Origin of the sequence: Mesorhizobium sp. M2A.F.Ca.ET.037.01.1.1 (assembly GCF_003998075.1) — a bacterium.
Taxonomy (GTDB): domain Bacteria; phylum Pseudomonadota; class Alphaproteobacteria; order Rhizobiales; family Rhizobiaceae; genus Mesorhizobium.
The window spans coordinates 1-12,680 of the sequence record NZ_RZSA01000058.1; the positions used below are offsets into that span (position 1 = coordinate 1).

The 12,680-nt window shown below is 64.4% G+C and carries 18 protein-coding genes; 5 read left to right on the forward strand and 13 right to left on the reverse strand.

Annotation, left to right across the window (positions count from 1 at the left end; genetic code table 11):
- Both EOA27_RS05180 and EOA27_RS05185 read left to right on the forward strand, forming a co-directional pair.
- Positions 1-1,438, forward strand: a 1,438-nt coding sequence (locus EOA27_RS05180) for a xanthine dehydrogenase family protein molybdopterin-binding subunit (RefSeq protein ID WP_145970266.1), incomplete at its 5' end; no start/stop codon positions are given.
- 59 nt (positions 1,439-1,497) lie between these two features.
- The gene (locus EOA27_RS05185) at positions 1,498-1,743 is read left to right on the forward strand and encodes a MoaD/ThiS family protein (RefSeq protein WP_042639658.1); all 246 of its coding nucleotides are present in this window, start codon (positions 1,498-1,500) and stop codon (positions 1,741-1,743) included.
- Between the two features lie 133 nt (positions 1,744-1,876).
- Here the strand turns inward: EOA27_RS05185 and EOA27_RS42935 are convergent, their stop codons facing one another.
- The 3 genes from EOA27_RS42935 to EOA27_RS05195 form a co-directional block, all read right to left on the reverse strand.
- The gene (locus tag EOA27_RS42935) at positions 1,877-2,008 is read right to left on the reverse strand and encodes a hypothetical protein (protein WP_281058777.1); all 132 of its coding nucleotides are present in this window, start codon (positions 2,006-2,008) and stop codon (positions 1,877-1,879) included.
- 161 nt (positions 2,009-2,169) lie between these two features.
- Complete coding sequence (locus EOA27_RS05190; protein WP_126078040.1) at positions 2,170-2,394, reverse strand: DUF768 domain-containing protein; 225 nt, start codon at positions 2,392-2,394, stop codon at positions 2,170-2,172.
- Positions 2,391-2,762 (reverse strand): DUF768 domain-containing protein, encoded by a 372-nt coding sequence (locus tag EOA27_RS05195; protein WP_126078041.1) that lies wholly within the window; start codon positions 2,760-2,762, stop codon positions 2,391-2,393. The genes EOA27_RS05190 and EOA27_RS05195 overlap by 4 nt, the downstream gene beginning before the upstream one ends.
- Before the next feature lie 221 nt (positions 2,763-2,983).
- On the opposite strand from EOA27_RS05195, the gene EOA27_RS05200 reads away from it, so the two are divergent.
- Entirely contained in the window at positions 2,984-3,181 is a 198-nt protein-coding gene (locus EOA27_RS05200; RefSeq protein ID WP_126078042.1) for a hypothetical protein, read from the forward strand.
- Between the two features lie 3 nt (positions 3,182-3,184).
- Positions 3,185-3,532 (forward strand): hypothetical protein, encoded by a 348-nt coding sequence (locus EOA27_RS40490; protein ID WP_189353899.1) that lies wholly within the window; start codon positions 3,185-3,187, stop codon positions 3,530-3,532.
- A gap of 393 nt (positions 3,533-3,925) precedes the next feature.
- Here the strand turns inward: EOA27_RS40490 and EOA27_RS05215 are convergent, their stop codons facing one another.
- The 4 genes from EOA27_RS05215 to EOA27_RS05230 form a co-directional block, all read right to left on the reverse strand.
- Positions 3,926-4,756: a hypothetical protein gene (locus EOA27_RS05215; protein ID WP_245491032.1), complete on the reverse strand. Its 831-nt coding sequence runs from the start codon at positions 4,754-4,756 to the stop codon at positions 3,926-3,928.
- A 246-nt stretch (positions 4,757-5,002) separates the two neighbouring features.
- Complete coding sequence (locus tag EOA27_RS05220) at positions 5,003-5,293, reverse strand: DOPA 4,5-dioxygenase family protein (RefSeq protein WP_245467132.1); 291 nt, start codon at positions 5,291-5,293, stop codon at positions 5,003-5,005.
- Positions 5,294-5,357: 64 nt separating this feature from the next.
- Complete coding sequence (locus EOA27_RS05225) at positions 5,358-5,912, reverse strand: hypothetical protein (RefSeq protein ID WP_127255672.1); 555 nt, start codon at positions 5,910-5,912, stop codon at positions 5,358-5,360.
- Between the two features lie 28 nt (positions 5,913-5,940).
- Positions 5,941-7,980, reverse strand: a complete 2,040-nt coding sequence (locus tag EOA27_RS05230) for a hypothetical protein (protein WP_126078047.1) — start codon at positions 7,978-7,980, stop codon at positions 5,941-5,943.
- A gap of 360 nt (positions 7,981-8,340) precedes the next feature.
- On the opposite strand from EOA27_RS05230, the gene EOA27_RS05235 reads away from it, so the two are divergent.
- The gene (locus EOA27_RS05235) at positions 8,341-8,691 is read left to right on the forward strand and encodes a hypothetical protein (protein ID WP_126078048.1); all 351 of its coding nucleotides are present in this window, start codon (positions 8,341-8,343) and stop codon (positions 8,689-8,691) included.
- Positions 8,692-8,746: 55 nt separating this feature from the next.
- Here the strand turns inward: EOA27_RS05235 and EOA27_RS05240 are convergent, their stop codons facing one another.
- From EOA27_RS05240 to EOA27_RS05265, 6 genes are all read right to left on the reverse strand, one after another.
- Positions 8,747-9,274, reverse strand: coding sequence for a flavodoxin domain-containing protein (locus EOA27_RS05240; RefSeq protein ID WP_126078049.1), 528 nt, complete (start codon positions 9,272-9,274; stop codon positions 8,747-8,749).
- Between the two features lie 436 nt (positions 9,275-9,710).
- Positions 9,711-10,247 (reverse strand): cytochrome b/b6 domain-containing protein, encoded by a 537-nt coding sequence (locus tag EOA27_RS05245; protein WP_126078050.1) that lies wholly within the window; start codon positions 10,245-10,247, stop codon positions 9,711-9,713.
- 123 nt (positions 10,248-10,370) lie between these two features.
- Positions 10,371-10,961, reverse strand: coding sequence for a cytochrome b/b6 domain-containing protein (locus tag EOA27_RS05250; protein ID WP_189343176.1), 591 nt, complete (start codon positions 10,959-10,961; stop codon positions 10,371-10,373).
- Positions 10,939-11,214 (reverse strand): PepSY domain-containing protein, encoded by a 276-nt coding sequence (locus EOA27_RS05255; protein WP_126078051.1) that lies wholly within the window; start codon positions 11,212-11,214, stop codon positions 10,939-10,941. Before EOA27_RS05255 ends, EOA27_RS05250 begins: the two co-directional genes overlap by 23 nt.
- A 201-nt stretch (positions 11,215-11,415) precedes the next feature.
- Positions 11,416-11,841: a DOPA 4,5-dioxygenase family protein gene (locus tag EOA27_RS05260; protein WP_126078052.1), complete on the reverse strand. Its 426-nt coding sequence runs from the start codon at positions 11,839-11,841 to the stop codon at positions 11,416-11,418.
- A 353-nt stretch (positions 11,842-12,194) separates the two neighbouring features.
- Positions 12,195-12,680 (reverse strand): ATP-binding cassette domain-containing protein (locus EOA27_RS05265; protein ID WP_127255674.1); only part of this gene is annotated, 486 nt, incomplete at its 5' end.

Below are 12,680 nucleotides of genomic sequence, written 5' to 3' on the forward strand. Positions count from 1 at the left end.
GTCCCGCAAGGCCGGCCGTCCGGTGAAGCTGGTGATGACCCGCGACGAGGTGTTCCGCGCCTCGGGCCCGACCAGCGCCACCTCGATCGACGTCAAGATCGGCGCGAAGAAGGACGGCACCATCACCGCCGCGGAAGCGACGCTGCGCTACAGCTCCGGTCCCTATGCCGGCTCTTGGGCCGAGATCGGCGCGATGACGGCCTTTGCCTGCTACAAGCTGGAGAACGTCAAGACGGTCGGCTACGAGGTGCTGGTCAACCGGCCGAAGACGGCGGCCTATCGCGCGCCGTCGGCGCCGATGGCGGCCTTCGCGGTGGAAAGCGCTGTCGACGAGCTCGCCAAGGAGCTCGGCATGGATGCGGTGGACTTCCGCATCAAGAACGCCGCGCAGGAAGGCACCCGCGCCTCCTACGGCCCGGTCTATGGGCCGATCGGCATCGGGCCGACGCTGGAGGCGGTGAAGCACCATCCGCACATGAAGGCGCCGCTCAAGGAAAACCAAGGGCGCGGCATGGCCTGCGGCTTCTGGTTCAATTTCGGCGGCCAGACCTGCACGGACCTGAACATCGGAATGGATGGCTCGGTGTCGCTGGCCGTGGGCACGGTGGATGTCGGCGGCTCCCGCGCCTCGCTGTCGCTGGTGGCGGCGGAAGAGCTCGGCATCGACTACAGCCACGTGAAGGCGATCGTCGCAGACACCTCGTCGCTCGGCTACAACGACATGACCGACGGCAGCCGCGGCACCTTCTCCTCCTCGATGGCGACGATCTCGGCCGCCCGCAATGCTATCAAGATCCTCCGCGAGCGCGCCGCGCAGATGTGGGACGTGCCCGTGGACGACGTCCATTGGGAAAAGGGCCATGCCATCGCCAAGGGCGAGAAATACGGCAACCTCTCGCCGCTGTCGCTGAAGGACATCGCGGCGAAGTCCGGCACCACCGGCGGGCCGATCGCCGGCCATAGCGAGCTTGTGGCCGACGGCGCCGGCGTTTCCTTCGCCACGCATATCTGCGACGTCGAGGTCGACCCCGAGACCGGCTCGACCCGCGTGATCCGCTACACGGTGGTGCAGGATGCCGGCAAGGCGGTGCACCCGACCTATGTGGAGGGCCAGTACCAGGGCGGTGCGGCGCAAGGCATCGGCTGGGCGCTCAACGAGGAGTATATCTACGGCAAGGACGGGCGGCTGCAGAATGCGGGCTTCCTCGACTACCGCATCCCGGTCTGCTCCGACCTGCCGATGATCGACACGCAGATCCTGGAAATCCCCAATCCCAACCACCCCTATGGCGTGCGCGGCGTTGGCGAGACCTCGATTGTGCCGCCGCTGGCGGCGATCGCCAACGCGGTGTCGAACGCGGTGGGCGTGCGCATGACCCACATCCCGATGTCGCCGCCGCGCATTCTCGCCGCGCTGGACGCGGAACGGGAAGGCTAAGGACGAAAGGTGCGCAGCAGCTTTCGTCTCACCACGCTGCGCTGTGGGAGTTATCCCTAATGGTTGAGGTCACCCTCTGGGGCTCGCTCAGCGCCGTCGCCGGGGGCAAGGCCAGGCACGAGATCGAGGCCAAAGACATCAGGGAGCTGTTCCGCAAGCTGGCGGAACAGTATCCCGGGATAGAGCCGTGGATCGACCGCGGCATCGCGGTGGCGATCGACGGGACGATTTATCGCGATACGTGGAGCAAGGAACTGCCCGAGGGGGCGGAGATTTTCCTGCTGCCGCGGTTGGCTGGGGGGTAGCGAGCGAGCGGCCTCCGCCATCGCTGGGTTCGCCGATCCGCGCCCCCTCGGGGAGCCCCTACAAACGTCACCAGCCAGCGGCGGCTCGTGTGCTCCCCCCGCTTTCGGGCAGGGCCGCTCCCGGACGGATGGTTTACCGGGTTGGCCGGTCTTCACGCATGACGTTGTAGAGCAGCAGGCCCGCCATCAAGGACACCACGGCGCCCACCACGTCATGCCCGGTCAGCCCGGAATAATACACGAAAGCAAATGCCAGCTCGGCCATGGCTCCAACCCAGGATGCGAGGGACTTCTCCGGGAGAACCTCCAGGGCGCGCTAATGTTCCTGACGGCCAGCGCCGATCTTCGCCGGCTGCGCCTGGCGCAATTCCAGGAAAAGTGTGAGCGGTTTTCCGTCCGGAAGCGACACGGACGGCCGTGCGATGCTCAGGCTCCGTCGGTTTTCCCGGAGCCGACGATCGCCGCCAGGATCGCTTCGTATGCGCTTCCGGTCTCCTCCTCGATCTCCTCCTCGGAGATGCCGGCTGCCTTTGCATCGGCGAACAACTTGCTCGTCAGCTCGGCCACCGAGACGATGTCCGCACCCACCTTGCCGCGCATTACATTATCGGTGATCCAGCGGCCAAAGAACTCCGCGCCACGTTCGCTCATCCGCCCTGCTCTTTCAGAAAATGCGCCTCCCGAAGGAGCGCTTCCCAGTCGGTCCCGATCGTCTCGATCAGCTCGCTGGCCTGTTCCTGCGTGATGCCGGTTTCCCTCGCCAGGCGCCCTGAGAGCAATTCGAAGACAGCCTGGTCGCCCTCCCCCAAACTGCCTTCGCGATGTTGCAGCGCCTCGAAGATCACCTCGAAGACGCTGTCGACTTCCTCGTCGATCTCGCTGGCCGCGATGCCTTCGCGCGCGGCCGCCTTCATCATCTCGTCGGCAAGATCGCCCACCGCCACCGGATCGTCCGTCAGCACATTCGGCAGATGCTCCGCCATCCATTTGTCGAAGAAGTCGAGACCGCGCCTGCTCATGTGGCCATAAGCGCGCGGGGAATATTAGGTTCCGCTGATGGGGACTGAGGTCGCATACGCCGGCGCATTGGTCTATCGCCTGAAACATAAGCCCGGCCATCTCATTAGGGCTTCGCTGACGAGCAATCAGTCCCTTCATCGTCAGTGGCTGGATCGCCCGCCACTTGCCCACAGGTGGCGGGCGTCCGATCGAAGAACAAGAACCGGGGCCGAGGTGAACAATGTCGATTTCCGATGAGCTGCGGGACGCGAGTCTTCGCTATGAATGCCCAAACTGCCACCAGCCGATCATCAGAAACGGTTCGTGGTTCAAGGCAGTGAGCACCTTCCGCTGTGAGGCCTGCAAGACCAAGCTCAGGCTTGGCTACTCGGCCAAGCTGGCGCTTTTCAAACAACACGGCAAGGCGCCGGGGGCGTGACCCATGCGGCTGAGTGCCTGCGAGCCCTTTGGCGAGCAGCAGTTCCTTTTCCGGGAGCGGTTGCCGGCAAACGACAACAGCGCGCTGGACCATCGCAACCTTTCCCTTCTCAGTCTCATCCCAGCCGACGACGGACCCGCAAAGATTGCCGCGAAAGCGGAGCGGATGAGCATTGCCGCGGCCGTGGGCATGGCGATCGGCCTTTTCATCGGGCCGGTCTCATGCCTGATGCTGGGCATCCGGAACGGGGCGTTGGACAATGAAGGAGGCAAGCATGATCACCACGACGTTGGAAACCAGGGTGGCGGGTTTGCAGGACAGGCTGAGGGCGGCCAAGCTCAGCATGGATGACATGCTGGCCTTCCAGAAGGTCGCGGACGTGCTGGACAATGGCCATGGCGGCATCGACCTCGACGACCTGATCGCGCTGTCGTTCGTGGTGGAGGATGAGGATTGAGGGGCTCCGCAGACCTGGCCCAGATAATCGAAGATCCATCTCAAACGACTAGCCAATTTTCTGTAGAATGTATCCAGGGAAGATTACTTCTTGGCATTCGATGGTGGCAGTTATGCGTTGAAGCGTTTCAAGGTCTTCGCTCGTTGAGAAGATTATTTGCTGATTTGCGCCTTTTGCCTTTGACGCTCGCTTGAGAAGATTCTGGAAACTGGGGCGCGAAGACGACTGCTGGCGCGGCTCGTCGAATATTAGCATTCCCGGGTAGAAGCACACGACGAAAAATAGATTCAGTGGACATCGGGAAAATCCAGCGGGCAACGCATAATCCACTCACAGATCGACCCGTATGCAATTTGCTCCGCATTCTCGGTAGAAATGCTTGGCGCCGTGACTTGCACCGCAGCAATGAGGGCATCTAGTTCTGCGTGCAGTATCTCTCCCACCGATCCGCTGGCCTGCGGCCCGGCAAATTGAAGACGACGAGCCCGGCTCTTAATTGCCGACATAACCTTCTCGTGGAGATCTGGCGCGCCAGATCGCAGCGCATCAAGCAAGGCATTGCCTTGAAGAAACGACTTGATAGCGTCGGCGACCACATCCTCAATTTGATCGGGAGCGGCCCGCTTTTTTAACTTTCGTGTGACGTTGGCCAGCAGGTCGGAGGAACCTGCAGCCCAGTTTTCAAGCTCCGTCTTCGAGAGAGCCGGGATGCTGAGAGTTACCTTTGAAAGGGCTGAGATCCCGGCTGCGACTGCTTTGCTGGGAAAAGCACTCGGGTCCTGAATTGCGACTTCGAAGCTTGCGTCGAGCGCAGCGCAGTTGGCAGCCCGAAGATCACCAGTCTTTTTCGCGCAGTGGAGATTGACATCTTTGCTGTCGTGCAATGGCGTGAGCAGCACCCAGTGCTTGATCGGCAATCCCAGGAATAACTTTGAAATTTCCGTTTGCTTTAGGACAATTTTTGCGAGATCTGTAGTTATCTTCTTCTTTTGACGATCGGCCCGCACCACAATATCGACCGGCTCCTCGACAGCGTAGCATTGATAGGCTACCAGCTCCTTCGGACAATAATAATCAATCCCATAGTCGCCCTTGTGAGCTGCCGGAATTTTGTGCACGTGCAAAGGACCGTGCCGACTCTGAAGGAGACTGAAGGCGAATAGCTCCCACTCGTCTGGATTCCAGACTTGAACTGCACTCGACATATCAAGCGATCCCCCCGGACCCTACTAGCTTACAACCGAAGCGCCAGAATTCAACACATAGCTTGGACCAAGAGAATCATCCATTGTAGACCATTAGAGTATACCGTTCTCCCAATTTCACCTAATCTAGTCATCTAAAGATGCGTATGCACAACTCCTTCAAACGGAAGGTATGCGTATTCGCCGTCCCCTCACACCCCCAGCGTCGGCTCCGTATTCACATCCAGCCTCATCCTCCTCGCCGAGCACTTCGCCATGCACGCCGAGCGCGCGGCCGATCCAGATCGGGTCGATCAGGTGGTCCCATTTGGTCGTGTTGGGGTAGATGAGGAAGTGGTTCAGCATCAGCCAGGGCACCAGCGTGGCGAAGACCTCGGTGGCGAAGGAGACCTGATACATGGCCTGCCCGTCCAGGCCGACCGGCTCGTCGCGCCAGTTGCCGAGGCGCAAGCGAAACGCTCGGGCCGAATATAACGCTGGTTTCCTTCTACATCGCGACCGCCCTCGCTGCGCTCTACTTCGCCTTCCCCTTATCCTCCCCACCACCCTCCTGCGCCTTCGGCGCCGGGGCGGTCGTCACGCCGATGGCGGAGATGCGCCAGCGGTTGTCGACGTTTTCGAAGGACAGGTCGAAATCGATCTCCAGCGGCTGCGTGGGAAACAGGCCGACCAGGTGCAGCTGCTTCTGGGGATCGAGAAAGGGCGGCGTGGAGAGCTGCGGGGCGACGACGGCAACCGCCGTCAGGTCGGCGCCGGACTGGCGCAGCGCCTGGAACCTGATCGCGAGGTCGGCGGCGGTGTTCTGGGCGCGAAAGCCTGGCGAGCCCATGTCCCTCAGCACGGTGAAGTTGCCTGTTTCCACCGCCTGCTGGAGAGCCATCATCGTGCTGCGGGCAAGGTAGATGGCCTGCGCGGCGTTTGCCGGCCACGCGGGCGCAGTGGGCGCCGGTGCTGTCGGCGCCGCCTTCTTCTTGCCCGGCACCGGCGCCTGGGTCTGCGTCTGGGCAAGACCCGGCCCGGCGTCGCAAACGGCCAGCATCGCCGCCAGGAGAATCGTGACTGTTCGCATCGGGATCATCCTGGCGCGCCGGCGCTTCCTACCAGCTCATCCTCAAGCCCAGCCGTCCGCCGGCCATACTCCGGTTGGGATCGAAGGCGATGCCGCCATTGAGCTGGAGCTGCGAGCCGAGCCGGGCGCCCGCGCTGAGCGCAAAGGCATTGGCGCCCTCGAAGGTGCCCCAGTTCAAGGTGGTGACGAATTTTTCGTCCGGCAGCACGGTCGGCGCGCCGGCCAGCGCCATCGCCATGGCGACGCCGGAATAGGCACGGCTGCCGACGCTGTCGATGCGGGAATTGAGGCTGTTGAATTGCGCGGGATCGGAAAAGCCGAGCGAGCCCGGGGTCACGGAGGCGAGATGGCCGCTGGCATCGGTGGTGACGATCTCGATCGCGCCGGTCTGGGCCGATGAGCTCGCCGCCGACGTCAGGCCGGGCATCGAATAGGTGTTGCCCGCCGTGCCGAACACCTGCTCGTTCTGCCTTGTCGCGACCGCGCCCGAGCCGTAGGCGGCCGAGCCCGCATAGGCGGCGCTGGCGCCGGTGCCGATCGCAACGGCGTTCAGCCCGGCCGAGGATGCGCCCGACCCCATGGCGATCGCGTTGGCGCCGGTCACCGTCGTGCCATTGCCGAACGCCATCGCATTGGTGGCGTTGACCGTGCTGCCCGATCCGATCACCACCGATCCCGACGAATTGGCGGTGCTGGCGACAATGTTGTTCGAGCCGAAGACCTGGATGCCGTTGCCGTTGCCGGCGACGTTCGGGGCGTTGACGGCATTGTCGTCGCCATAGACGAAGGACTTGTCGCCATTGACGACATTGGGGTCGCCGATCGCGTAGCTGCCATTGCCCCTAACGGTGTTGCCGGTGCCGAAGGCGCCGCTATCGTCGCCGGTGACGCTGTTGTTCGAGCCGATGACGGTGGTGTTGTCGCCCTGCGACTGGTTGTTGGTGCCGCCGGCCAACGCATTGGTGCCGCTGGCGTTGCTGCCCGAGCCGGCCGCGGTGGAGTTGGTGCCGCTGGCGTTCGGCTGCGCGCCGGAAGCGGTCGTGTCGTAATAGGGCGGATTTCCGCCGCCGCCGCTGATGCAGGTCAGGTCGCCCGCGGCATTGGTGCCGATGCCGGAGGTGCAGCCCGCAAGCGATGCGAAGCGAACGGTTCCCACGACGTCGAGGCCGGCGGCCGGCGCGGTCGTGCCGATGCCCACATTGCCGTTTGCGTCGATGGTCATGCGGGTCACGCCGTCGGTGGCAAGCAGAAGCCGGCCGCCCGAGCCGGTGGCCGAATGCGCGTTGATCATCGAGGTGCCGACGCCGAAGCTCGCGCCGCTATAGCCGAAAGTCAGCGCATCCGCGTTGGCCGCCGAGGATACGCCGATCGTCTCGAACGTATCCTGCGTGGCGGTTCCATAGACATGCAGCTTGCTGGTGGGGGAAGCGGTGCCGAGACCGACATTGCCGTTCGCTGCGATGTCGAGGCTGCTCGTCGGCGCGCCCGGCCGGATGCGGAACGGCATCTGGCTGCCGTTCGTCAAGTCGCGTATGAAGAAATTCGTCTCGTTGCCGCCTACGTCCCAGGTCTGCGCCGTGAAGCCGCCGGCGTTTGTCTGCTCCAGGCGGATCGCCGGCGTGTCGCTTCGGGTTATCTGCAGGCCGAGAGCCGGGCTGGACGTGCCGAGGCCCAGATTGCCGAAGCTGTTGACATAGACCGAATTCTCGGGAGCGCCCGCATCGACGCGGAACACCATCTTGTTGCTCGTCGCATCCTGGATCCCGAAGTAATTGGCGCCACCAGAGCCGGAATCGTTCGCAATCAGCGCCCAGTCATTGGCGGCAAATCCGGCGTTCGTGCTCGTGTCGTCGAAGTAGATGCGTGTGTTGTTTTCCTTCATGACGATCGTGTTGAACCCGAAGGACTCGTTGTCGACGCAGTCGAGCCCGACGCAGAGGCTTCCTTGAACGACCTGGTCGTTCGCAACGACATTGTCGGCAAGCGCGTCGGCGACCGGCATGGCGAGCATCGCGGCGCCGAGGCGCAACGCCAGGCATTTCGTCGCGAGCTGTTTTGGTTTCGCCACAAGCCACCTCCCCCGAGGATCAATGATCGCAGACGTGCAGGCTTATGTGCCGGCCGTCGGTTTGGCAAGCAGTAGAAGCGCTCGCCGCCGGTCTTTATCGCGGGTGTGTTCCCAGAACATCACCAGTAACGGCCGGGCTGTGTTCAGACTCTTTTCCAGCCTGGATTGTGCCGGCCATTGCGCGGCCTCAATGTGAACTGCACAGACCACCGTGTCGCGCGGTGTATTTTAGTTATACCGAATATATGCAGCTGTCCGGTTGTCCCCTTCCCGGCCCCCGGTTGGACTCGCTCGCGTGGAACCAACATGCCTCTGGCGCGTAGTTTCGCCATCGTTCCCAGCACAAGAAGGCAGGTGTCCATGGCCGTCCGCAGAAAACGCAGGAAGCACTCCGGCAGCGACCTCTTGCTGGCGCCGGCGGTCATCGGCATGCGGGTGCCGCTGCTGGTGCTGGATGCCATGAGCCACGCGCCCAACGGGCGAGAGGCCTTGCAGGCGGTGCAGGAAAAGGCGCTTGCGGGAACGCAAGGGCTGTTCGCGGCGCAGGCAAAGATGCTCGAGGCGGCGTTGCGCTTCTGGCCTGACGTCCTTTCCGGCAAAAGCCCGTCGCTTTGCGATGGAACCGTGGCGATGGAAGCGGCGGCGGCTGCCCTGTTGCCCGCGGCCAGGCAGGTGCGGCGCAATTTCGACCGTCTTTCGAAACGGCGCTGACCGCGCCGCTTGCAGCAGCCGGGCGCCGGTGCGGGACAGGCCGCTTTGGCGCAGCCTAGCCGATCGTTGCGAGGAACCGATCGGTGAAGCCGGCGAGCGCGTTCCAGTCGGTGAATTCGTGATCCTGCCCGGGGCCTGGATCCTCGCCCTTCATGACGACGAATTTGACGAACTGCTCCTGGAAGTAATCGTATTTGGTGAAGCGCAAGGCGCCGCCCAGCAGAAGCGTCATGCGCGGCTGCCACCCCGTCACGGAAACGAAGCGGTCGACATATTTCCGGGCAGCGGCCTCGTGGCCTTCCAGCGCCGCCGACAGGCTGACCGATACCAGCGCCGAAGGCTTGCCGCTCAACAGGTCTCGATGCGCGAATACGAAGGTCGTGACGGCTTCCTGATGGTGCTCCTGGTGGACCGACGCGGCAATAACGAAGGCGTCGAAATGCCCGAGCTTCAAATCGGGCGTGAACTTCGCGCTGTCCAGCAATTCGACCTGATGCCCGCGCCCGCGAATGTCGGTCGCCATCCGTTCGGCGACTTTCCTGGTCTGCCCTTCAGTCGTTCCATAGACAATCAAGAGGTTCACGACGTCCCTCCGAGGGTGGAAAGGCATTGATGGGGACAAGCCAGTGCCGTCTCGACCGGCGCGCCTGCGCCCCACTACAACGGAGCGCATCATAGCGCATGAAAGGGGTTTCACGCAGCGATTTTCGCGGCGGGGCGGATGCCGGGGTGTCCGCGCGACGGACGGAGCGGGGTAGCGCTGCCTTATGTGACGCGGCTCGACTTCCATCCGCCAAGGCTTATGCGATCACGCCATCCCGCGGCGGGTGTTTTTTAGCTACCTTGAATATTGCGGCGGACGCAGGTTCGCCGGGCCGGCGCCGGGGCGGGTGCTCCCATCAGGCAACAGGCGCCGGCCACCTGGAGCGGCCTGCTGGTCACGCGCCGGCCCGGTGTTGACCGCCGGTGCCGCTTGCGCAGCCGACGCCGGCGCGCCCTTCTGTCCAGCCCGGGCGCTGCTATTCGCGGCTGTCGGCGAGCTCGTTCGAGGCGAGCGGGTTCATGCGCTCCAGCGTTCCGTCCTTCATGACGAACTGGTGCCATATCGCGATCAGCGCATGGGCGCCGGCCAGCCACAGGATCAGCGTGCCGCCGGTTTCGTGCAGGTCGGCGATCAGGCCCGGCGCGCCCTGCACGGGCGCGGCGAGCGCCGGCAGGTCCAGCCCCAGGAAGGAGACCTGGATGCCGAGGCGCGAGGCGGCATACCAGCCGCTCAGAGGCAGCGCGATGAGGAACAGATAGAGCACCGTGTGCCCGGCGCGCGCGGCAAGGTCCATCCAGCGGCTCTGCGGGTCCTCGACGCGGGGGGCAGCGCCCAGCCAGCGCGCCAGCAGGCGCGGGACGACCAGCAGCAGCACGGCGAGGCCGAGGGTGAAATGCAAATAGGGCGGGTCGGCGCGCGCATGGCGCCCGCCCTCGGCGGTGAACCAGGCGATGACGACCAGCAGGGCCGTAAGCCAATGGATCGCGATGGTGATCTGTGAATAGCGCCGCATCGGGCTTGCTCCGTCTTGTCAGGCACGCGCATGCCGAGGTCGGGAACGCCTCGGCACGCAACGTTCATATGGTTCCGCGGGCGTCCAGGCAGGCGCCCGCAGTTGCCCCGCAGCGGGGCGCGTTCAGGCGATGTCGGCCGGCGCGGCTTTGCGCTTGCGGCCAGTGATCATCGCGCGAACAAGGTTTTCATTGTGGCGAAGGCTTGCCAGCGCCACGCCGCCGATATGGACGAGCACCAGCGCGAGCAGGCCGTGGGCGGCCAGGCTGTGCGCGTCCTCCACCCAGGATACGCCGAAATACGCGTCCGTCGTCTGCATCCACCCGGTCACCGCCACCGACACCATCATGGCCATCAGCACGAGCACCATCGCGCCGCCCGCCGGGTTGTGGCCGATATAGCGGGCCTCGCTGCCTCTCAATATGGCAAGGAGATAGCGCAGCACCGTCGCGGGATCGCGCACGAATTGCGAGAAGCGCGCATAGGGCGTGCCGACGATGCCCCACACCAGCCTCATGGCGACAAGCGAGGCGGCGGCGTAGCCGGCCCAGTGGTGGATGTTCTCGGCGCTTTGCGGCGTGAACCAGGCGATGGCGAAGCTCAGCACCAGCGCCCAGTGGAAGCCGCGCACGACACGGTCCCAGACGCGCACCACGTCGCGGTGCGCCTGGGCCTGTGCCGGCAAGGCTCGATCAGTTTTCGCCGGCTTCGGCATTGTCGAGCTTCTCCAGCGTCTCGGCATTGTAGGCGGTGTTGACCTTCTTGCCGTCCTTGTCGACCGCATAGATCTCGTAGCAGCCCTTCTCGGTCTTGATCTGGCGCACGGTGAGGCCCTCGCCCTTCAGCTGCGCCTCGAGCGTCGCCTTGGGCTGGAACTTCGATTTCGCGGCGGTGCTGCAGGTGCCGGCCGCCAGCGCCGGTCCGGCGATCACGCCCGCGAGGGCGGCGATAAGAAGAGTGCGATACATGGGATATCCATCCGGTTGGGAGGTTGCGGCGCGGCTGAGGATTCAGCCGACAGGCCGTGACGGCTTGCGCGCGTCATTGGCGAGGCATAGCTGATCCAAGCTGACAACCGACTGACAGCCTTCCCGAGGGGCGGGCGCGGCGCGGGAGATCCGGGCGGCGTGCCCGATATCGCTGAATTTTTCGGCTAAGCCGGCAGGCTCCTACACGGCGAGCGTCGGCTCGGTGTTGACCTCCAGCGCCGCTTCCGCCTCGTGATCCTCGTCGGGCAGGACCTCGGCATGCACCGCCAGCGGGCGGCCGATCCAGAGCGGGTCGACGAGATGATCGCGCCTGGCATTGGCGGTGTTGGGGTGAATCAGGATGCTCAAGCCGCCATGGTTCAGCATCAGCCACGGAACCAGCGTGGCGAAAAGGCCGGTGGCGAAGGAGACCTGGTACATGGCCTGGTCATGCGGGCCGACCTTCCTGTCGTGCCAGTTGCCCAGCCGCACGCGAAAACGCTCGCCGATGCGCTCGCGCAGCCATTCGGCGTGCCGGCGCTCGGCCGCATCGCCGAAATAGATATGGGCGTGATAGCTGGCGATCTCCGAAAGCTGTCTCGGATTATCTGGCGTGGCGTCGTTCATCGCGATGCTCCCCTCCCCGATGGTTCGATCCTGAGCGGTGGGACTGTAGGCGGTTCTCCGTTTCCTGGAAACGGGTGAAGCGCTCCGTTCAGTGTCGGCGAGTTTGGCTGGCAATCGCGGACGCTGGCGCTGCCCCCTCTCCGTCTCGGCGCTGCGCGCCGAGCCACCTCTCCCCCGCCTTTGGCGGGGGCGGGGAAATGCTAACCGCCGAGGGCGAGGAAATGCCAATTGCAGTGGGTGCGGCTTCGGAAAGCTTGGGTTCCTCGCCCCCGCCAAAGGCGGGGGAGAGGTGGATCGGCGAAGCCGAGACGGAGAGGGGGAGCGACCTCCGCGATTGCGCTCGGAGCGCTTCCCTACCCCTCGCCGCCATTCGCGCCGCTTCCCCACAGCGCCCGCCGGATCAGGCCGCGCTTCTTCTTCCTCGATACCAGATCGACATCGCTGACCAGCCGCGCGCCGCCCTCACGCCGCTCCAGCGTGATCTTGCGCGTATGAAAAGCTTCCAGCTCGGCGCGGTGGGCGACGCTGATGATGGTGACGGTGGGCAGTTCCTTCATCACCGTCTGCATCATCGTGTCCTGGCTCTTCTCGTCCAGCGCCGAGGTCGCCTCGTCGAGCACGACGATGTCCGGCGCATGCAGCAGGAGGCGCGCGAAGGCCAGCCGCTGCTTCTCGCCGCCGGACAGCGTCTGGTCCCACGGCGCCTCTTCCTCCAGCCGGTTCTTCAGATAGCCGAGGCCGACCTTGTCGAGGGCAGCGGCGATCTCGGCCTTCTTCCAATTGTCGGCGGCGGCCGGATAGGCGGTGGCGCGGCGCAGCGTGCCGGACGGGATATAGGC